Here is a 19,633-nt window from a genome sequence, read left to right on the forward strand (position 1 = left end):
GTGGGTATCGCGGTTCCGGAGGTCCCCGCAGGCGACAGCGAGACGGACTGGGTGGTGGAGGGCTGGGCCGATGCGGGCATGGCCGCGGGAGATCCAGCACGGGTGGTGGGCTATGTGCTCAGTCCGCTGCGCGGGCAGTACCTGGCGATCATGGAGGTGCTCGAGCAGTCGGTCGACCATCTGACCCCGGCGGAGGTTCGTGCGGCGCTCGCCGCAGAAGGGACGGAACTGCCTCTTGCCACGGTGACCACGCGGCTGCGTGCGCTCAGCGACACCTTCCTCGCCGCCTCAGGCCGGCCGGACTCGGAAGTCGAGCGGTGGCACGAGCTGAACGGTGCCCGCTGGCGCTACAGCGCGACCCCGCGAGGACGACAGATGCAGCGCCTGTGGACACAGCTGGCCAGCGACGGTCTCGTGCCACGGGAGATCCCCATGGACGGGCTCTCCAGGATCCAACAGGCGCTGGCCGCCATACACGGCGATCAGTCGTCCAACGCCGCTCTGTCGGAGCTGGCGGGGCAGGTGTTCGTCGAGCACGACCACCTCGACGGGGCTCTGGTGGGCCAGGCGGACATGCTGGCGCAGCTGGCCGACCGCTTCAATCTGGACCTGCGGGCGACGGGTGAGCTGAAGCAGCTGATCCTGGAGTACGCCACGCATGTGGTGGTCCATCTGGATGCGGCGGTGGTCCGCATCCATGCGGAGCTTGTCCGGCTCCGGCCGCGGTTCGCCGAGCTCGCGGCAGCGCGGCGCGGTCAGTCTCCGGCGGGGGCGCTGGTGGCGCGCGGGGTGCTGGCGCCGGCTCGGGGGCTGCGGGCAGCTGACTGGGAGCAGTTGCTGGGGTGGTTCTCGCCCGGGAGCGGCAAGGCGGCGCGGTTCGGGCTGCAGTTGGTGCGGGCGATTCCGATGCTGCATGCCAATCTGCTGCGGCATCAAAGCGTGGGAGGGCCGGCGACCCTGCGGGCGCGGGCGCTGTCGCTGGCGGTTGCCTGCCAGGATCCGCACCACGGGCGGGCGGTGCTGCGCCAGGCGCTGGCGGACAGGCCGTGGACGAAGCTGCATACGGTCGCGGAGGCCGACACGAGTGAGGTGGTGTCGTGGCACGAGGGTCCTCGGGTGGCGGCGCTGGCGATGCTGCGTGCGACCGGGCAGAGCTCGGCCCGGGGGGCCGTGACGGGGCGCAAGCCGCGCGATGAGAGTGAGGCGGTGCGGCGGCGTGCGGAGCGCGAGGCCCGGCACGGCGCTGCGGTGGCGGAAGTCCTGGCCGGGGCAGGCCCGTTGTCGGATGCGGCCTGCCGGCTGGCGCTGAGGGCGGTCATGGCTGCCGCGCGGGCGCTGGAGGACTCGGCGGGGCGCATCGGTCAGGCTGAGGGAGTCGGGTGCACTCTGGTGGCCGCTGCGGGGGTGGTGGGGCGGGTCGAGGGGGTGCGGTGGTCGGTGCTGGTGCCCGGCCGGAGGGTGCTGTTTCATCCCCCTGTTGCGGTGGCTGCCGGGCGGGTCCCGGCGGGCCGGCGGGCCGAACCGGCAAAGGTGGCCGTCCTGGTCGAGGCTGCCCGGTGAGCGCGGTGCTCGGCGGCGTGTGCGGCCGACGGCTGGTGGAGGACGAGCAGGAGGTCGTCGCGGCGCTGGTGCGCCGTCTGCGGGTGCAGACCTGGCTGATCGGCGGGCGGGACGATGAGCTCATCGAAGCGGTGCACCGGCATGCCGCGGCGGTGCGTGCGGTGCTGGAGGCGCTGGGCTGCATGCTGACGGTCGAGCCGGATCTGGTGCGCGTGCACGTGCCCGTGGAGCCGGTCGGTTTGATGTCCGGTGGTGACGCCCCGGAGGGGGTGTGGTTCTGGCTGACGGTCGCCGTGCTGGAGGGTCTTCCTCCCAGGGCGCGGCTGGGACAGGTGGTGGGCGCGGTGCGCTCGGCCGCCGCGGAGGCCGAGATCCCGGTGACGCAGTCGCAGCCCGAGCTGCGTGCGCTGGTCGCCGGGCTGAGGATGCTGTGCGAGCGCGGAGTGCTGAGTGAACTCGAGGGCCGCGTCGACGATCTGATGGACGGTGCGCAGGATCCACCGGTGCTGCTGAAGATCCACCATGCCCGCCTGCTGCACCTGTTGCCGCGCAGTGTGCCGCTGGATGACGAGGGGCAGTGGGCCTGTGACCCGGGGCGGGATCCCGAGGGCTGGCTGCGTTCACTGCACCGGCCCGGCGACGAGGCGGTGCGGGTGGTCGGCATGCTCGCCGACCGGGCGGTCGTCCACGTCTGCGACCTGGACGAGGCGGAGCAGCAGTGGTTCAGCACCCGGCTCGCCCGCGAAGGGGCCCGCGTGGCCGAGACGTTGGGGCTGCACCTGGAGCACCGGCTGGAAGGCGCCAGCCTGGTGGTGCCCGAAGACATCAGCGACGCCCGGGTGCTGGGACCGTTCCGCTTTCCCCACCGGCAACAGGGCGGTTCGGGCACCGTCCGGCACGCCACCTTGCTCCTCATCGACTACCTGACCGGCGAAGGCGAGCGGGGCGGACCGACGGCTCCCGACGAGGGCTGGTGCGGCGCCGCCGCGTCCGCGGTGGTCCGCCGCCTGGGTGAGCTGGCGGTACGGCACACGAGGTGGCGGGGAGAGTACCGGCAGCGGCCTGAGCAACTGGCCGGTCAGATCCGGACGCTGCTCGAAGGGGCCGATCTGCTGCGTGTGGCCGCGGGCTATGAGGACTGGTGGTGGCTGTCCCCCGCGGCGGCCCGCTGGACGGTCGTCGCTCACGACGGACAACTGACTGACCCCCTGGACAGTGCAGGAACGGAGACGCGATGAACCGGTTGAGCATCCCTGCCCGGTGGGCCGGCCGGTGGTGTCTGGCCGGTGCGGGGGTGGAGAACGTCGGGCTGCTCCCCCGGGAGGTTTTCGCTTCTCCCTCGGGCCGGATCCTGGTGACCGGCCCGAACGGCACCGGCAAGACCACCCTGCTGGAGAAACTGTGCCCTCACCTGCTGGACCCCACCACGGCGGCGCACCTCAGCTCGGGAAAGAACCGGGGCACCACCCTGGAGTTCCTGATGAGAAGCGGCAGCACGGGACGGCGCAGGGTCGGGTACCTCTGGCTCAGCTTCCGTCCGCCACAGGCCGGTCCCGAGCATGGTGCCGGTGCCGTGCACTACGGGCTGCGCCTGGACTACGCGCAGGGCACCAGTCCGTCGGTGACGCGGGTGGGATTCATGATGCCCCTCGTGCCCGGCTCGGACCGCGACGACCTGAGCACGCTCAGCCTCGAGGCGTTCACCCAGTACGTCACCGGTCACGGCGGCACCGTCTTCGAGCGCCTGGACGACTACGTCGCTGATCTCGCCGAGCGCGTCTTCGGCTGTGCTCCTGCCCGGCTTCAGCAGATCGCCCGTCGTATCAAGAAGGTCCGCAACCCCGGCCTGCTGAGCGATCTGACACCCGTTCAGGCCGAGCAGGAACTGCACGACGTGCTGCCGCGCGTCAGCCCCGAGGTCCTGCGCGTGACGCGGGAGGCCCTGGCCGCCGCCGAGGCCACCCGCGCGCGGTACCTGCGGGCGGAAAAGACCTCCGCCCTCCTTGAGGACCTCTCGTCGGCCTGGCTGCACTCCTGTGCTCGCACGGTGCTGAGCGCAGCGGAGGACGCCCTGGAACACACTGCGGCGCGCCAGCGCGCCGAGACCGAAGCCGGGGAAGCACAGGCGCACGCCGCGGCATCGGCGCAGGGGCATGCCGCCCTGGCGGCCCTTGTGGAGGAACTCGACGTGGCGGAGGGGGAGACGGCTTCCCGCGCGCAGGCCCTGGAGCGGGATGCGGCCTCCAGCGACGTGGCCCGTGCCCGCGAGAGGGCCGATGGGTGCGAAGCGGGGCACCGGCAGGCCGAAGAGCTGCTGGAGGCGCACTGCTCGGCAGCGGCGGGCGCCTCCGGGCGGCTGGAAGCCGCGGTGCGCGGTGTGCGCGAGGTGGTGGAGGGTGTGGCGCGCGCCTGTGCGGACGCGGGCGTGCCCGGTGTGGTGGCCTCACCGGTCAGGATGGAGCGCATCGAGCACGCCCCCGTGACGATCGGTGCGCGCAGCTTCGGCCCGTTCACCGAGATCAGCGCCGAGACCTTTCCGGGCGTGGTGGAGGAGTCGGTGACGGCACTCACGCAGGCGGAACACCGGCTGCGCCAGCGCGGCGCGAACGCCAAGATGCTCGCGGTGGCCCACCAGGGCGTCGAGGAATTGCGGCAGGAGGGCAAGGAGGCGCGCGCCCGGTCGGACGCCGCCGCCGCGACTGCGGACAGGGCTATCGCGCGGCACCGCGATGCTCACGATGACGCGCACGCCAAGGTGACCGCTCTGTCCGAGGCCGTACACGGGTGGGCCGTTGGGGCGCAGGCAGTGGTGCGCGCGCCTTTCTTCGACCTGGCAGCCGTCGCGGACCAGGCCCGGGCATGGGGACAGGATGGGGAGTTCACCGCAGCCGTCCGTGACGCCGCCGCCCTGGGCAAGCGCGTGAGTACCGGTGCAGCCGCCGCCTCCAGTCGTGCCCGGCAGCGAGCCGAGCACCACCGGCACCAGGCCACAGCCGCCCGGCAGGCCGCAGCCCAGGCGGCCGAGCAGGCCCGGCTGTGGGGCAGCGGGAAGCTGCCGGCGCTGCCCGGCCCGGCGTGGCTTCAGACGGCCGACGAGGACGAGTGCTTCGCCGTGGCCGTCGACTGGCGCCCGGGCGCCCTGCCCGCCGGGCCGGGCCGGAACGCGGCGGAAGCCGCCATGGCCGCCGCCGGCCTGCTCTCCGCACAGCTGTCACCGCAGGGCGTGGCTGGCGACGAGGGCTGGCTGGTGGGGCCCTTGGGGCCGGAACTCCCCCTGGAGGACAGCCTCGCCTCCCTCCTGACAGTCGTGCCCGGCCACCGGCTGGGCGAGGTGGCCGACGCCGTCCTGAGGCGCATCGGGTACGCGCCCACCGCCGACGACACGGAGAGCGCCGGCAGGCCGGAACTGCTGATCGGCGCCGACGGTACCTACCGCTGCGGTCCTCTCGTCGCCCGGCCGCCGCAAGCGGTGCGTGGCAGCACACCGGTGGCCTCGCACATCGGAAGGGAAGCCCGGCGCGCCGCGGCCCAGCGGGAGGCCGCCGCGGCCCAGCGCGAATGCGACCGCTTCGAGCTGGCGGCAGCCCGGCATGCCCGCACCGCGGCGCGGTTCACGCAGTACGCGGCGCTGCTGGAACAGCTGGCCGACCAGTTCCCGCACGAGCTGTCCCGGGCCGCGTCGCAGGCCGAGACCGTCCGCGCGCAGTGCGCGGTGTCCGAGCAGGACGCCCGTGCCCACGCGTGCGAAGAGGACAGGCTGGCCCAGGCGAAGGAAGCGCAGACCCGGCGCGCGCTGGCGCAGTGGCGTGAACAGGCCGCCGCCTACGGGCTGCCCGACAGCCTGTCCCTGGTGCGCGACGAGGGCGAGGCGTCCGTCCGGCGCGCCGACCTCCTCAGCCGGGCCGTCGAGGAGATGCGTGGCGTCAGCGGCCTGCTCGAAGACGTGCAGGGGGCGGCGCAGACCGCCGGTGACGCACGCCGCCTTGCGGAACGCAGCAGGCGCACCGTCCTGGACAGTTTCGGACAGCTCAGCGATGCGCGGGCCACGCTGGAGGCCTGCCGGCAGCGCAGCGGCATGGACGAACTCACCCTCGTGCAGGAGGCGTCCGCTGCCCGGCAGGCGCACACGGACGTGCGGGAGCGCCTGGGAAGGGCCCGCAAAGAACTGGCAGAGGCGAACTCCATTGCGGCTGCGGCACAGCAGGCGCAGGCGGACGCCGCGCGGCGGCTGCAGGAGAGCCGGCCCCGGGCCCAGGCGTCCGTGGAAGCGGTGCGCCGGTGCCTTTCGCTCGACGGTCTCGCCGAAGCCCTCGCCGGGACGGCACAGGACGGCATGGCGGACCACAACGACGCCGGGACCTGGCTCAAGGAACTGCGTGCCCGCCTGCTGGCCGTACCGCAGCCCTCCGCAGGCATCGATGCGTGCGCCGACGCCCTGCGTCATCACCTGGCCGCCGCGCCGGACGAGGACTGGCGCCTCGGGCACGGTCCGGCACCGGAGAGAATGCCCACCCACCAACTGTCCCTGGCCGGACGGCGCATGTCCCCGCACGCAGCCGCCCGGATGGCTGCAGCACACCAGGCAGAAGCGCACCACGCCTACAGCGCGGCGGACGAGAACGCCCTGGAGAACTTCGTCCTCGGCCGGATCCCCACGGCCATCAGCACCGCCTGGGTCGAACTGCAGGACTGGGCCGAGCAGGTCAACGAGCAGATGAAACTGACCGCCGCATCCTCCGGAGTCGGCGTGCAGATCGAGCTTGCCCTGCGCCGTGACCTTCCCCCCTCCATCGCCACTATCCACCATCTGACCTGCAAAGTCGGTGACGCCGAGCGCACGCCGGAGCAGCAGCGCCGCATCGGGCAGGAACTCCTGGCGGTCATGCGGCTCGGCGAAGAAATGCGGGCGGGCGATGCCGGACCCGGCTCCAGACGGGCCGACCGGCTGGCCGAAGCCATCGACATCCGCACCTGGGTCACAGTCAAGTACATGATCACCCGGCCCGGGACGACGCGGCAGGAACGCTGGGGCGCCCGCGGCGTGACCGTATCCAAGGGTGAGAGCCGCCTGATCGTCCTCGCTCCCATGCTCGCCGCTCTGGCCGCCGAGTACCGCGATCTTCCCCCGCACGCGGCGCGCCTGTGCGCCCTGGACGAAGTCCCCGGCGACGTCGACGACCACGGCCGGGACGGCATCGCCGCCTACCTCGCCACCCTCGACCTGGACCTGATGAGCACCAGCCACAACTGGGACGGCTCCCCCGGCGCCTGGGACGGCATCGACATCTTCGAACTCGAGAAAGCCCCCCAGGACACCGTCATCGCCTTCCCCGTCCGCGTCTACAGCCCCCTGCTCCAGCAGGCCACCGGCCACCTCGACACGTCCCCGGCCGGCACGTCATGAACCCCACGGACCGCGGCCCAGCCGACTGCCCCGAGCAGCTCTGCCACGACGGGGCATGCCGCAGCGCCGATCTGACCGCCCTGCTCTGCCCCGACGCGCGGTGGCTGTGGGACCAGGTCGCCCGGCGGGCCGACCAGCGCGGGGACGCCGCCATGGACAGAGGCACCATCACGATCACCACCCCGCACACGCCCGCGCAACGCGCCGCCGTGATCGGTCTGCTTACCCCGCGGCCGCTGCCCGCCGGCCGCACACGGCGCATCGACCTGGAGCGGCTCACCCAGGCTCTGCAGCGTCGCGGACCGCACCTGACGCCGGGCGCGGTCGCCGCTCACGCACTCGGCAGACCCCTGGCCCACCGCGCCGCCGACAAGGCACGGCTCACCGCCCGCCTCACCACCCTGCAGCACCTGCGCAGCCGCCTGGCGCGCGCCCTGCCCCCCACCGCGCCGGTGCGGCCGGACGACACCGGCTGGGACGGCCTGCGCCGCCGCGGCAGCCTCGCCCGCCTCCTGCAGCACCCCCACCCGGAACAACTGCTGGCCGCCGCCTTCGCCGTCCTGCAGCACCTGCCCGCCTCGGCACGCGCAGACCGGCGCCGCCTGGCCCACACCGCCACCGGCAACCCCCACGCTCTGGACGCCGGAACCGAACTGGCGGCACTCGTCCTCGCCGAAGCCGCCACCGCCCGAGCCGACGCCGGGGCCAGCACATCAGTCCGGGAGGCCTGGGACCGGCTCGGCGTCGACCTCGACACCCTCACCGGCGGACTGCTCACCCTGGGCGTCCATCCCGCCGGCTGGCACATCCCCCCGGGCCAGCCCGGCATCCTGATCCCGTGGATGCTGCACCGAGCCACCTGGCCCACACCCCACCGCAGCGAGGAACGGTGGGTCTTCCTCACCGAGAACCCCTCAGTCGCCGCCGCGGCCCTGGACGGCGACCCAAGCGACGTACGGCTGCTGTGCACGGTGGGGACCCCTTCGCGTACGGAACTGGACGCCGTGGCGCGCCTGGCGGCGACAGGGTGGCGCATCGCCGTGCGCGCCGACTTCGACTGTGCCGGCCTCGCCCTCGTACGGGCCGTCATCGACGCAGTCCCCGACGCCGAGGTGTGGCGCATGACAGCCGCCGACTACACCACGAGCCTGCACCCGGCGCCGTTCGACGCGGGCCTGCTGGATACGGACCGGCTGGGCGAGACACCCTGGGACCCCTCACTCGGCGCCGTCATGCGCGCCCACGGCCGGCCCGCCTACGAAGAAGCCCTCATCGACCACCTCCTTGCGGACCTGCGACAAGGCCGCCCTCCCGGCAGCGCGCCAGCCCGCAGCTGCCCGGTCAACGCTCAGATGCCCCTGAGTAACGGCCGTACGGCAAGCAGTGCCTGAGGGCGGGGACCGGATCTTTCCCCCGCACGATCAGTCCATGAGCACGCACGCGGGCCTGGGCCGATGGCCAACTGCCCCGATACGCACGGAACTCATCCATGGCGTACCGCTGTTCGCCGGTGACTTCGACGAGACGCCGCCACGCAGCACACCTACCAGGGCCGCCGCGTCCCGCTGAGCCGAGGGCCACCCGGAGGTCCAACCTGCCAGCACCAGACCACCACGCTCGCTGCTTGACCGGTGACCGCAAGCACCGGATGTCGGCTTGGGCTAAGCCGAACCGGCAAGGCTGTGCAGGCGCCGCAGCAGGGTGCGGCACTTCTCGGCGGCGTCATAGGAGCCACCCAAGCGCTGGTTGCGGTACTGCAGGCGGTCAGCCGACCACAGTCCTCTGGCCATCGCGGCCGGTCCCATGGCGTCCTCCCAGCGGGCCTGCCCCAGCCATGCCCGCACCGGTGAGACCTCCTCATGATGGCGCAGCAGTTCCCGAGCAAGGACGCCGCGGTCGAAGCGAGCGTTGTAGGCGACGCAGCGCCGCCCTGCCAGGACACCGGTCAGCTCCGGGAGCAGGTCGGCAAAACGGGGGGCGCGGGCAACGTGTGAGGGGGTGATGCCATGCAGTTCGCTGGCCGTCGCCGTGATGGGCTCGCACGGGTTGAGCAGCTCGTTCACCACCGTGCGGCCCGTGCCGTCCATCACGGCGATCTGTAACGCCCACGCCTGTTGGCCCAGACCGGAGGTCTGGACATCGATCACCAGCAGGGCCGGATCGGCCAGCACCGCGCGCGCCCAGCGCGCCGCCTGCTCTCGCTGATGGGACCAGGAAGACGGTCTGCGCAGGACCCGCACCGCATCGTCCAGACACAGACACTGTTCGGCCGCGGACTGCACGTGCCAGAGGCCGTCGCCGTCCGGACGGGCGTGCAACGTTCCGAGGTACCGCTCGTTCTCGTAGATGGCCCAGGTGGGCCGCTCTGTGTCGTCGGGCCGCACGAACCGCACAGGCAGGCCATCAACCCGCCGACTGAAAGCATCTCCCCACTCGCCCGCGAACCCGGCGCAGGCCTGGCCCCACCGCCCGCCTCAAAAGAGGCGATGGACAGCCTTCCGGCAGGATTCTGCGTGCTCCATTCACTGATCATGGAACGCCTCACGCCACCCGCCGTCCGCGCCCGCACGACACGCCGGGAGGACTCATCCCGCAAGCGCACACAGCCCGGCGCGGACCCACGGGCGCTACACGAGGACGGCCGGGACGGCGTCGTCGGTACTCCAGTCGCCGTCGAAGAGTGCGGCCACCAGGCGGACATGTTCGTCAGGGAGCTGGCCGGCGCGGTGCTTGGTGCGGGCTTTGGCGAGCCAGGCGCCGATCTTGACCGTGTCGCCGTCGACGCGGATCGTCTCGCGGGCGGCGGGAGCACGGCCTTCGCGGTGGAGGAAGAGCTCCAGGAGCTGCACGGTCTGTTCGAAGGTGCGGCGAGTGCGGCGGGTGGGGGCGAGCGGGTTGCGCTCCGGGGTCAGGCCGAGGGAGGTCATCAGCTCCTGCTGGCCGGAGTGCAGGGTGTGCCAGGTGGAGAGTTGGCGGTGCAGCCAAGAGCCGATCTTCACACCGCGTAGGAGGGTGTCGTGGGTGAGTGCGGCCGGGTCGGCTCCTTCGGCGAGATGGCGGCGCAGGAGGTGGTATTTGCGGTGCCAGTCTGCGCCGTGGGGCAGGCGCCAGTCGTGGGCGAGGGCGGTCAGGGTATCTGCGCGGGCCTGATGGAGCTGGTTCTTGGCGGCGAGGTGGCGTTGTTCTGCGAGCCAGGCGCCGACGGGGGTGGTGGCGGGTGCGGCGAGGTGGCTGTGGGTGCGCAGGTAGTCGGCGGCGGCGGACAGGCGGGCGCGCCAGGCGGCGTCGTGCTTGTCCCAGATCATGTTCAGTGCGTCGAGTTCGGCGATCCAGTCCGGTTCGAGGCGGCCGGCGGAGTGGGCGTCGCGCATGGTGGTGATGAAGGTGCCCAGGGCGTAGCCGGTGGGGTCGGTGTAGTCGGTGGGAACGTCGAGGTGGCCGTGCTGGTCGCGGTAGGACTGGGCGGCGGCGAGCCCGAGGCGGCGGGAGCGGGAGACGGCCGGGTCGCGGGGGTCGAAGGAGGCCAGGTCCATCGCGCGGGCGATGCGTTCGGGGTGGACGGTGAAGTCGAAGTGCCAGCGGCGTTCGATGACGTCGCTGGTCTCCCTGGGGAGGCGGTTGGCCTTGTCGGGGAGGCGTTCGAGGATGCGGTGGTCGTGGCTGGCCAGCGCGCAGGCGATGGCCCAGACGGGTTCGTAGGCGGTACTGAGGATGTTGTCGGGTTGGGCGCCGGGCGGGATGTAGACGGGGACGATCAGTGAGGCGGTCTTGCCGGAGACGTCAAGGCGCAGGGCGTGGCCGAGGGCCTGGACGCAGCGGATGACGCTGCGGGTGGGGTCGGCGAAGACGATGGCATCCACGCTGGGGATGTCGACGCCTTCGGCGATCAGGCGGGAGTTGGCGAGGATCGCGCAGTCGGCGGCGGCGAAGGCGGCGAAGGTGCCAGCGCGCTGGGCGGGGGTGTGCTCGCCGTGGGCGAAGAACAGCTCGGGGGTGATGTCCGGGACGAGGCCGGGGTCGGTCCTGGCCAGCAGGCGCAGGGTGTGGGGCAGTTCGCGGGCGAAGAGGCGGGCGCCGGAGACGAGGTTGAAGTAGACGAGGACCTTCTTCAGCCCGTGTTCGGTCATGGCGCGCAGCACGGACAGGTGCAGGGCGGTGGTGCGCAGCGCGCTGTCCTGCTTGCCGTCCCCGGCGGGGGTGCTGCTCGGGGAGGGCAGGTTGAGGCGGTGGCGCAGGTCGGTGTCGGTGAGGGTGGGCACCACGATGCGGTAGTCCGCAGCGCGCGAGCGGTTACCACATCGCTGCGCGATGTGCAAGCGAACCACCGCGCTGCGCGCGGTGGTTGCGCCGGCGCAGCTCACCGAGGTCGACCCGGACTGGGACTGCCCGTGGCCGCTGGACTGGCAGCGGCACTACCGCGTCCTCGCGGACCTGGTCGACGCCGACGGCAGCCTGCCGGCCATCGCACCCGGGGTCCTGTTCGAGGGCGACGACCTGGGCAAGTGGCTGGAAAGGCAGAAGAATCCGGGCACCTGGGCGCAGTTGTCGACCGAGCAGCAGGAGCGGCTGACCAAGCTGGGCGTACAGCCCGCTGAGGCCCCGTCTCCCGCCCCGGCGGCCGCGCGTGCGACGAAGGGCCCGAGCAAGGCGCAGCAGGCGTTCCAGCGGGGTCTGGCAGCCCTCACGCAGTGGGTCGAGCGGGAAGGTGCGGACCGGCCCGTGCCGCGCGGGCACAGCGAAGAGATCACGGTCGACGGCGAGACGGACCCGGTGAAGCTGGGGGTGTGGCTCTCGAACACCAAGAGCCGGCGGGACAAGCTCACCGCGGAACAACGGGACGCACTCGCCGCGCTGGGCATGGACTGGGCGTGATTCCTACTCCCGTCTGCAAAGAGCACACGGGAGTACCAAGTCCCTTCAACTCCTTTACGATCCGCACCATGAATGAGACGCCCGCTTACCTGTCGGTCAGGGTCAACTTCAGCAACAGTGACTACGACAACGTGTGTGACACCTTCGGTGGCGGCTTCGACCGCCTGCCTGCCTGGCGGGAGCTGGGCAGCCTTCTTGCCCACCGGCCGGGATGGCACTTCGACGTCGTCAACCGAGGAGAAGCCCTGTGGTGTCTCGGTGTCCTGGGTGAGTGCCGCCTGGCGATCTACGTGACGGAGGACCTGCGGTACCACTGCTACGACCACGGCGCGGACTCGGACACCATCGCAGCGGACACCACCGCCGTGGAGTCGTGGCTCAAGGACAGGGAGGAAAATGCACGCCAGCCCAGTTCCCTGATCATCAAAATGGCGAGCGCCGACTCTTGGAACCTCCTGAAGAGCCACCCCTTCCGTCTACGCCTGAGCTGGTCGGACGGCTACTACGTCGCGTCCATTGCCGCCCTGGCTGAGGCGAGTTTCGGCCGGACCATCGCCGAGGCCGTCAACGGCGCCGGAGAGATGATCTGCCAGCTCTTCGGTGCCCCCGTGGAGATCGCCCCTGACCTCACTCTGACCGCCGAGCTCGATGAAACCGCGGTACAGCGCATCCGCACAGCCTGAGATCAAGGTCACGGTACTGCGCCCGCCGCTCGGTGGAAGAGGTGCGCCAAGGCCCTTCAGGACCGTTCGATGATCTTCTGAAGGTTTTTGAGTGCGCGAACCGAGGCACCCCTCGCTGCCATGGCGCTCACGAGGTCGTCGCCTTGAAGCTGGCCGGCCATCCGGAGAGCGTCAACGACCCGCCGCGCCGTCTGCTTACCCAATGTGTCGCCATAGCCGCTCCGGGAATCCACCACATCGCAGCGACAACCCCAGGAGACAGGGAGGTTCCTCTTCCCCGGGCAGATCCCCGGCCGGCCACGAAACCCGGTGGGCCTCGGAGACACGATGAACCGCCACAACCTGCCGGCCCGCGCGGCACGGAACACCGCCATGATGGAAGCACTCGCCGACCTGCCACCTATCGTGATCTCGGACCTCGTCGGCATCAGCCCCGTCACCGCCCACCGCTGGGCGCGGCTCGCGGGCGACAGTTGGTCCGACTACCTCGCCGCCCGCCAGTCAGCCCAATGAACGTGAACAACCCATCATGCTGCTCCACGGAAGTGCCTTCCGAAGCGACAGATCTTGCGGTTTTGGAGGCTGCACTCACAATGCCGTGCGACGCAAGGTAGCCAGCCCTCTTCCCTGGGCCAGCGCCGTCCACTGAGTTGCGGTATTTCTGTGGATGCCGAAGAGGTCGCCGACGAGGAGCGGTGGTAGCGCCCCTCCCATGCCGAGCAAGGCCGTGTCGCGGGTGGCGGTGGTCGTAGTACGAGTGACGAAACCGATCCCTGGGCTGCCCAGCGCCCTGGGCGCCCCGCTCCCGAGCTTGCACCAAGATCGAGAGAAGGGCGACCAGGTTCATGGAGCACCGAACGTCATGCTGGCTGCGTGGCCTCCTGAAGGCGAAAGAAAAGCGGCTCTGCTGTGGGCAGACGCCCCTCGACCGGTGTCAGCCGTTCGGTAATCCGCGTCGCGGCATCTGGAATGAAAGGGCGTAGTTCATCGGCCAGCGCACGACATGCGGCGATCAGTGTGACGAGGACGGTGTCGAGCCGCTTCGCTGCTTCACCGTCGCCCTTTCGCTCTTCCCGAGCCAGTTCCCAGGGCCTCGTGGCGTCAATGCATCGGTTGGCTTCCTCAACGATGTCCCAGACAGCGCTGGCGGCACGCCGAAAGTCGAAGTTGGCCAAGGCGGCATCGACGAGGCCAGGCGCCTTCCGGCAAATGTCCACCAGCACCAGCCCACTGGAATTACCAGCCGCGGAAGGGGGGACGATTCCGCCGCGAAAGCGGTGAACCATGGTCACGATGCGGTGAACGAGGTTGCCCAGTCCTCCGGCGAAATCCGCATCTGCGCGGGCGGTCAGGCGATCGGGAGTGAAGTCGGCGTCTCCGACCCGGGGTACATCGCGTAGGAGCCACCAGCGCACCGCGTCTGTGCCATAGGTCGCGGCCAGCGCAGCCGGGTCGACGGTGGTTCCGGCCGACTTGCTGATCTTGCGGCCGTCGACGGTGAGGTAGTCGTGGACCAGGATGTCGGTGGGCAGCGGGAGCCCGGCCGACAGCAGCATGGCCGGCCAGTACACGGCGTGGAAGCGCACCACTCCTTTGCCGACCAGGTGGACGCGGCGCTCGCTGGTGGCCCACCACTGGTCGTAGGCGGTGTCATCGGTGCCGTAACCAAGGCTGGTGACGTAATTGCCGAGTGCGTCCCACCACACGTAGACGACCTGGCTCGGGTCGTCGGGCACGGGGATGCCCCAGCCACGGGCACGACTGCGGGAGCGGGAGACGGAAAAGTCGTGCAGGCCGCCTTCGATGAGGGCGAGGACTTCGTTGCGGCGAGCGGCGGGCTCGATGCGCAGTTCGCCGCTCGAGATCAACTGATGGAGGCGGTCGGCGTAACGGGACAGCCGGAAGAACCAGTTCTCTTCCGCGACGAGCTGAGGTTCGGTGCCGTGCTCGCCACACCGTCCATCGACCAGTTCGGCAGGGGTGTAGAACTGCTCGCAGCCAACGCAGTACAGGCCTTCATACTCTTTGCGGTACAGGTCGCCTGACGCGGCGCACTGGCGCCACAGTCGTTCGACTCCGACATGGTGACGCGGGTCGCTGCTGGTGCGGATGAAGTCATCGAATGAGAGCGACAGCGGACCACGCAATGCGGCGAACGAGTCGGCGTTGCGGTCGACGAACGACTGCACGTCGACACCAGCCGCTTCGGCAGCCAGGACATTCTTCAGGGAGTTGTCGTCGGTTCCGCTGAGCAGCCGGACCCGCTCACCCCGTAGGCGGTGGTGACGGGCCAAAGTGTCCGCTTGGACGAGCTCCAGGGCAAAGCCCAGGTGGGGGCGGGCGTTGACATAGGGAATAGTCGTGGTGATGAAGCGGCGTCGTGCGGTCATCGGTCCTCCTACCGGGTAGCGAGGCCTGGTCGCACAACAGTCGAGGCCCCGTGTCCCGGGGCCTCGGATTCGGTACGCGTCCGTTCTCAGCAGCCCCATCGACGGGGCATCATCCAATGCTGAGGCGAAAGCGTGATCATGCGTCCGAGCGTAGCAACAGAGCAACGTCGCAGCACGCCACTTCCGGCCGGACGGCAGCCACTGCACAGAGACACCCCGGGCAGCGCTGGGCGAGGCAGGCATCACCCGGTACCCCGCACGACGAATTGCGCAGGGTTAGAACACCGCCTCTTCACCAGTAAGTGCGGGTCACCACCGAAGCCGTGATCAGCGCGGTCACCGGGTCGCTCACCGCGCCCCGCACACTGCTGCTGGGCCGCTACGACCCGTCGGGCCGCCTGCGGTACGTCGGCCGCAGCACCACCCTGTCCGGGGCCGCCGGCCGCGCTGTGGCCGACAAGCTGGCCCCGCCGCGCAGCGCGCACCCGTGGACGGGGCGGACGTTCTCGGCCGGCTGGGGAACGCAGCGCACCCTCGATACCGTCCTGGTGCAGCCCGAGGTCGTGATGGAAGTCGACGTCGACGTCGCCCGCGACAGCGCCGGACGGTGGCGGCACCCGGCCCGCCCGCACCTCATCCGCGGCGACGTCGACGTCCAGGAGGTGCCGCTGTTCGGCGAAGGCAGCGCCCGGTCATGAGTCAGGGCCGGGCCGTGGTCGGCTCCGTGGTCGGGCCGACCATGGCGGCCGCGGTGAGCTGCCGGCGCAGGTCAAAGAACAGCGCAGCCGTACGCCGGGCTGACCGGCATCCCGCGTCGTCTGCTCCGCCGTGACCGTCGCCCACTGGTGGGCGAGTAGCTGCTGGAAAGCGAGCGCAGTGGCGTCTTCGGCGGCCGCGACGTCGACGACGAGCAGGCCCGGCTCGCTTACGTGCGTTTCGTGGATCGGGCCCATGTACGGCACTACGCCCGGTCACCCCGGGAGAGTTCCGCCGCTGCCGTGCCTTCACCCAACCGAGTGGCAGGCCGTCAGAGGCTGTCGCCGCCCCGTCGTGGGGGCGAGTTACACGTGGCTTGCAGGCGGCAGCGTCGGTTGGTGACACGCCCGCCGCCGATGTTGACTGCGACGCAGCTTCCGGGTCAGTCATAGCTGGCTCGGGGGCTGTTTCATTTTCCGGCTCTTGCGTGAGCGATGTGTTCGGGGCCTGCAGTGCCGGTCAGGTGAGGGCGGACGCGGGGAGGGGGATCTCCGGGTCGTCCGGGTGAGCTACGCGCCACAAGGTGCCGTCGAGCCAAATCGTGGGGCTGCCGTCGTCCTGTGTTGGCGCAGGGGCGAGCCGGACGCTCATCCACGTGCGAGGTGGGAGGGCGGGCAGGCCGAGACCGGTGATCTGCTCGGCGCCGTGAGAACCGGCGCCGCCCAACGAGCACACCCCGACGGGCGAGTCTGCGCCGCGCCTCCCGCACCCGCTTGACGCCGTCACTCTGCATGGTGACGGCGGAAAGATCCGCCGTGGTGATCGCAGTGAGCTGAGCCCGTAGAAACAATTCCTCGGTACGAGCCTGCCCCGATGACTTCGCGAAGATCGCTTCCACCGAGTCCGCGGGAAGCCGGCGCAGGCGTGCTCGGGCAGCGGCAGGTCACGGTGGATCCACTGGATCGCTTTGCGGCCCTGCGCGCTCAGCCCCCGTTTGCCGTCCCGGTTGGAGCCTGCTCGCATCAGGTCGGGCTCCACTCGTAGCAGCCCGAGACTCCACCGGGCACGGGCATCGTCGGCCTGCACGAACAGGCACAGGCCCCCCTGAAGCTCAGGTGGGAACATCCAGTTGTTGCCCTGGGCGAATTCATCATGGTGCTCACGACCGGCGTCACGCTCGTGGCCCTGGGGCTGTCACCGGAATCTCTGGCTGCCGTGACCATCGCCCTCGCGGGCCTGTACTCGGCATGGCGCACCGGACGGCCGCCAACCGCGGCGCTTTCTGATACGGAAGGGGGCCGGGAAGGGACCCGAACCGCGAAGAGGCCCACGGAGGAAGGGGCGAAGCATCTCGAAGACGAGGCCACCCAGAAGGAGACCGCCAGGTAGGTGACTCCCGGCCCGCAGACCCCAGAGTCAGCGCATGTGGCTTGGGCAACCACACCCAGCAGCCCGCAGAGGAACCTGCTGGGTGCGGCAACTGCCGGCCCAGCGCCGCCCTTCCGCGTGGTTCAAAGGTCCAACATGAGCGGGGCTGCCCGCCCACAAGAACGGGAAGCCCCACCTGTCTGCCTGCCTGCGCCGGTCAACCGGCCATGGCAGCCATGACCATCGCAACAGCAACACCGCACAGCAGCACCACAAGCGGCCATGCCAGCCGGCCGCGCCCGGTACGCCTGCGCCATAGCACCAGCCACAGCACACACGCCGCCACGAACACGACCGTCACACCGCTCAGCTCGCCCTCCCGCCACGCCATCCGCACGGCGTCAGGGTCAGCGCCCCATACAAGGAGCGCAACGAGGACGCCCAAGGTCAGCGCACACGCCGCTTCCAGCAGCCTGCTCATGCGGGGCCCTTCTTCACAACGGGGCATCAGGTCAGTCCGCCGTCGGTACCCACTGGTCCGCTGCTCTGACGGCCGCGCGGGCGGCGAGGAGCCCGACGGCAATCGAGGTCACGGCGCAGACCGCGGCTGCAGCGCCCAAGAGGGGCCAGGACACGGTGCCTGCCTTGACCAACGCGATGAAGAACACCGCGTGCCAGGCGGTCACTACCGTGGTGACGACCGTAGCGATGAGCATCGGGACGGTCAGGTGCCAGGTGGTCACGGAGCGGAAGACCCGGAGGTTGCCAGTAAGGACGGACAGGGGCGCAAGGACGTGCCGGACGCGGACGAACTCGGCCGCCGAGCTCACCGCTCCGGCTAGAAGGACGAAGAAGAGCCCTGTACCGCCGAAGAGGCGAATCCAATTCACCAGTCGTGCACGCTCAGTGGTTTCCCACACTCCGCCGAGCCCGTTCACCTGCACTGCAGGGGTGGGCAGCGTGTACGCGGCCTGTTTCACCGCCCAGAGGTGTCCCGGCTCCGGCGTGACAACCACGAGCGTCTGAGTGCCGCCGGGTTTCACGGTGACCTGGGGCACCGGGGTGAAGGTGAGGTTGGTGCCGTACCACCGGCGCATTTCCTGGGCCTGGATGTTGCCGTGCGCCGCGTCGCCTTGACAGCCGATGTGCACAACGCGCAGATCGCGGCAGGTTCCCGCAATGCTGACCCGCGGGTCCTCCTGGTGACCCGGATCGTCCACGGTGTGGGTCAGAAGTGCTGTTCCGGGAGGCAGCGCGGCGCGGAAGCGGTCCGTCTCCGCGGCGGTCATTGCCGGCACGATGATCTCGGTCACGGTGTCCTTGACGCGCTCCTGAGTTGCGCGGACGGCCTGGGTCTGTTCTCCGAGGCGGCTGGTCCAAATCTGGATCTGCGTGAGGATCCCGACGCCGATCACCATGGCCAGTGCCAGCCGGACGATGACGCCGGGATGCGCGTGCGTCCACCGTCCGCCGATCAGCCGGCCCGGGTGGCCCGCGCGTTTCCCGCTGTCCGCCAGCCGCGCACCCAGTCGGCGGGTGAGGACCGCTACGACGGAGGACAGGAACGCCCACATCGTCACCGTTCCGCAGCAGTAGATGGCCAACTGCGTGCCCCTGGGGGCGTACTGGCTCATCACCACGAGTCCGGCGCCGGCGCCGCATGCCACGAGCCGCCAGCGCGGTACTCGGGAGGCGGCGGACGCCGGACGGGTGGACGTGCCGTCCGCGTGGACGCGGTGCGTCCCTACGACGATGGCCAGCACGAGCGCCAGCGCGCCCGCGGCTGTGGCTGCCGCTGCCGGCCACCGCTCCCACAGATCACGGTGGTTGAGGAGGTAGCCGGTGGGCGGCAGCCGCAGATTCCACCGGGCGGCGATGGTGTACGGGACCAGCGCAAGGGCCGCGCCCAGTGCGGCTGGGAACACCGCCTCCCCGAGATTGACCACCGCCCGGTGCCACCACACACCGCCCAGCGCCTGCAGCAGCCCGCTGCGCCGGTCACGGGAGCGTGAGCCCACCCGCGCCGCCACCACAGCTAGCGCGAGCGCCGGCACACCCGCCAGTGCCCACAGCACGAGGAGGGTCGAGTTCAGCGGCCACTGGTAGCGCATCTCGCCTGTCGCGCCGCCCCTGCCGCCGAAGTCGGCGACCGGCAACCAATCGGCATGGTTCGAGGGCAGAGAGGCCACCCGAACATAGGCGATCCGCTCGGAGGGGGAAGCGAGACCGTCGGGTCGCACGGTGCCGGAGAACGTTCCGTACCGGGTCAGGATCCCCTCGGCCCGGCCCGTACGCACCAGTTCGGGGGAGAGAAGCACCTCGCCGGGCTCCGGCCAGCGCCGGACACCCGCGGGCACAGGGGCGTCCTCAGTCATCGGGTGGACGAAGACGACGGACACCGGGTTCCCGCCGACGGAGTCCCCTCCCGGCCGGTACAGCAGCGGTGCGTCCTTGCCCTCGGCGAGCACCACGCCCCGCGCGTCCGACCGGGCCTCGCGCCCCTCGTAGGTGGCCACCGTGCCCGTGGTCGCCACCGCGACGAAGGCCACGGTAGCGGTTGCCGCCAGCAGCACCCACCAGCGCAGACGGTCGCCTGGCGTGGCCCGGCCGGCGGTCAGGCCGATACGGAGAAGTGTGATGACCGTGCGCACCGTGCCCGC

General features: G+C 70.8%; 15 protein-coding genes and 2 pseudogenes. 9 read left to right on the forward strand and 8 right to left on the reverse strand.

The annotated features are described in order from the left end of the window. The 5 genes from QQS16_RS00115 to QQS16_RS00135 are packed head-to-tail and all read left to right on the forward strand — an operon-like array spanning position 1 to position 8,533. Positions 1–1,560 (forward strand): DUF2397 family protein, encoded by a 1,560-nt coding sequence (locus QQS16_RS00115; RefSeq protein ID WP_286059376.1) that lies wholly within the window; start codon positions 1–3, stop codon positions 1,558–1,560. Then, on the forward strand, positions 1,557–2,798 hold the full coding sequence (locus tag QQS16_RS00120) for a DUF2398 family protein (RefSeq protein WP_286059378.1): 1,242 nt from the start codon (positions 1,557–1,559) through the stop codon (positions 2,796–2,798). The genes QQS16_RS00115 and QQS16_RS00120 overlap by 4 nt, the downstream gene beginning before the upstream one ends. Beyond that, the gene (locus QQS16_RS00125) at positions 2,795–6,964 is read left to right on the forward strand and encodes an SbcC/MukB-like Walker B domain-containing protein (RefSeq protein ID WP_286059380.1); all 4,170 of its coding nucleotides are present in this window, start codon (positions 2,795–2,797) and stop codon (positions 6,962–6,964) included. Before QQS16_RS00120 ends, QQS16_RS00125 begins: the two co-directional genes overlap by 4 nt. After that, complete coding sequence (locus QQS16_RS00130; RefSeq protein WP_286059381.1) at positions 6,961–8,355, forward strand: DUF2399 domain-containing protein; 1,395 nt, start codon at positions 6,961–6,963, stop codon at positions 8,353–8,355. Before QQS16_RS00125 ends, QQS16_RS00130 begins: the two co-directional genes overlap by 4 nt. 37 nt (positions 8,356–8,392) lie before the next feature. After that, complete coding sequence (locus tag QQS16_RS00135) at positions 8,393–8,533, forward strand: hypothetical protein (RefSeq protein ID WP_286059383.1); 141 nt, start codon at positions 8,393–8,395, stop codon at positions 8,531–8,533. A 92-nt stretch (positions 8,534–8,625) separates the two neighbouring features. Here the strand turns inward: QQS16_RS00135 and QQS16_RS00140 are convergent, their stop codons facing one another. Beyond that, positions 8,626–9,348 carry a 3'-5' exonuclease gene (locus tag QQS16_RS00140; RefSeq protein WP_286059384.1) on the reverse strand — a complete coding sequence of 241 codons (723 nt, stop codon included), beginning with the start codon at positions 9,346–9,348 and terminating at the stop codon, positions 8,626–8,628. 243 nt (positions 9,349–9,591) lie between these two features. After that, entirely contained in the window at positions 9,592–11,223 is a 1,632-nt protein-coding gene (locus tag QQS16_RS00145; protein ID WP_286059386.1) for a helicase associated domain-containing protein, read from the reverse strand. A gap of 73 nt (positions 11,224–11,296) precedes the next feature. Here QQS16_RS00145 and QQS16_RS00150 point away from each other — a divergent pair. The 3 genes and pseudogenes from QQS16_RS00150 to QQS16_RS00160 all read left to right on the forward strand — a co-directional run. Then, positions 11,297–11,836 (forward strand): annotated as a pseudogene (locus QQS16_RS00150) (helicase associated domain-containing protein); the annotation flags it as partial. Between the two features lie 68 nt (positions 11,837–11,904). After that, positions 11,905–12,519 (forward strand): hypothetical protein, encoded by a 615-nt coding sequence (locus tag QQS16_RS00155; protein WP_286059388.1) that lies wholly within the window; start codon positions 11,905–11,907, stop codon positions 12,517–12,519. 327 nt (positions 12,520–12,846) lie between these two features. Further along, the gene (locus QQS16_RS00160; RefSeq protein ID WP_286059390.1) at positions 12,847–13,032 is read left to right on the forward strand and encodes a hypothetical protein; all 186 of its coding nucleotides are present in this window, start codon (positions 12,847–12,849) and stop codon (positions 13,030–13,032) included. Between the two features lie 347 nt (positions 13,033–13,379). Here the strand turns inward: QQS16_RS00160 and QQS16_RS00165 are convergent, their stop codons facing one another. Further along, on the reverse strand, positions 13,380–14,909 hold the full coding sequence (locus QQS16_RS00165) for a methionine--tRNA ligase (protein WP_286059392.1): 1,530 nt from the start codon (positions 14,907–14,909) through the stop codon (positions 13,380–13,382). A 323-nt stretch (positions 14,910–15,232) separates the two neighbouring features. On the opposite strand from QQS16_RS00165, the gene QQS16_RS00170 reads away from it, so the two are divergent. Continuing rightward, positions 15,233–15,607, forward strand: a complete 375-nt coding sequence (locus QQS16_RS00170) for an ATP dependent DNA ligase (RefSeq protein ID WP_286059393.1) — start codon at positions 15,233–15,235, stop codon at positions 15,605–15,607. Here the strand turns inward: QQS16_RS00170 and QQS16_RS00175 are convergent. From QQS16_RS00175 to QQS16_RS00185, 5 genes and pseudogenes are all read right to left on the reverse strand, one after another. Beyond that, positions 15,602–15,862: a DUF6207 family protein gene (locus QQS16_RS00175; protein ID WP_286059395.1), complete on the reverse strand. Its 261-nt coding sequence runs from the start codon at positions 15,860–15,862 to the stop codon at positions 15,602–15,604. The two genes, QQS16_RS00170 and QQS16_RS00175, sit on opposite strands and share 6 nt — an antisense overlap. A 212-nt stretch (positions 15,863–16,074) precedes the next feature. Continuing rightward, positions 16,075–16,527 carry a NaeI family type II restriction endonuclease gene (locus QQS16_RS43345; RefSeq protein WP_353479641.1) on the reverse strand — a complete coding sequence of 151 codons (453 nt, stop codon included), beginning with the start codon at positions 16,525–16,527 and terminating at the stop codon, positions 16,075–16,077. 14 nt (positions 16,528–16,541) lie between these two features. Next, a pseudogene (locus QQS16_RS43350) lies at positions 16,542–16,733 on the reverse strand (NaeI family type II restriction endonuclease); the annotation flags it as partial. A gap of 457 nt (positions 16,734–17,190) precedes the next feature. After that, positions 17,191–17,454 carry a hypothetical protein gene (locus QQS16_RS00180; protein WP_286059396.1) on the reverse strand — a complete coding sequence of 88 codons (264 nt, stop codon included), beginning with the start codon at positions 17,452–17,454 and terminating at the stop codon, positions 17,191–17,193. A gap of 31 nt (positions 17,455–17,485) precedes the next feature. Beyond that, the gene (locus QQS16_RS00185) at positions 17,486–19,624 is read right to left on the reverse strand and encodes a permease (RefSeq protein ID WP_286059397.1); all 2,139 of its coding nucleotides are present in this window, start codon (positions 19,622–19,624) and stop codon (positions 17,486–17,488) included. Positions 19,625–19,633: the final 9 nt, after the last annotated feature.

It is taken from the genome of Streptomyces sp. ALI-76-A, assembly GCF_030287445.1.
GTDB lineage: Bacteria > Actinomycetota > Actinomycetes > Streptomycetales > Streptomycetaceae > Streptomyces.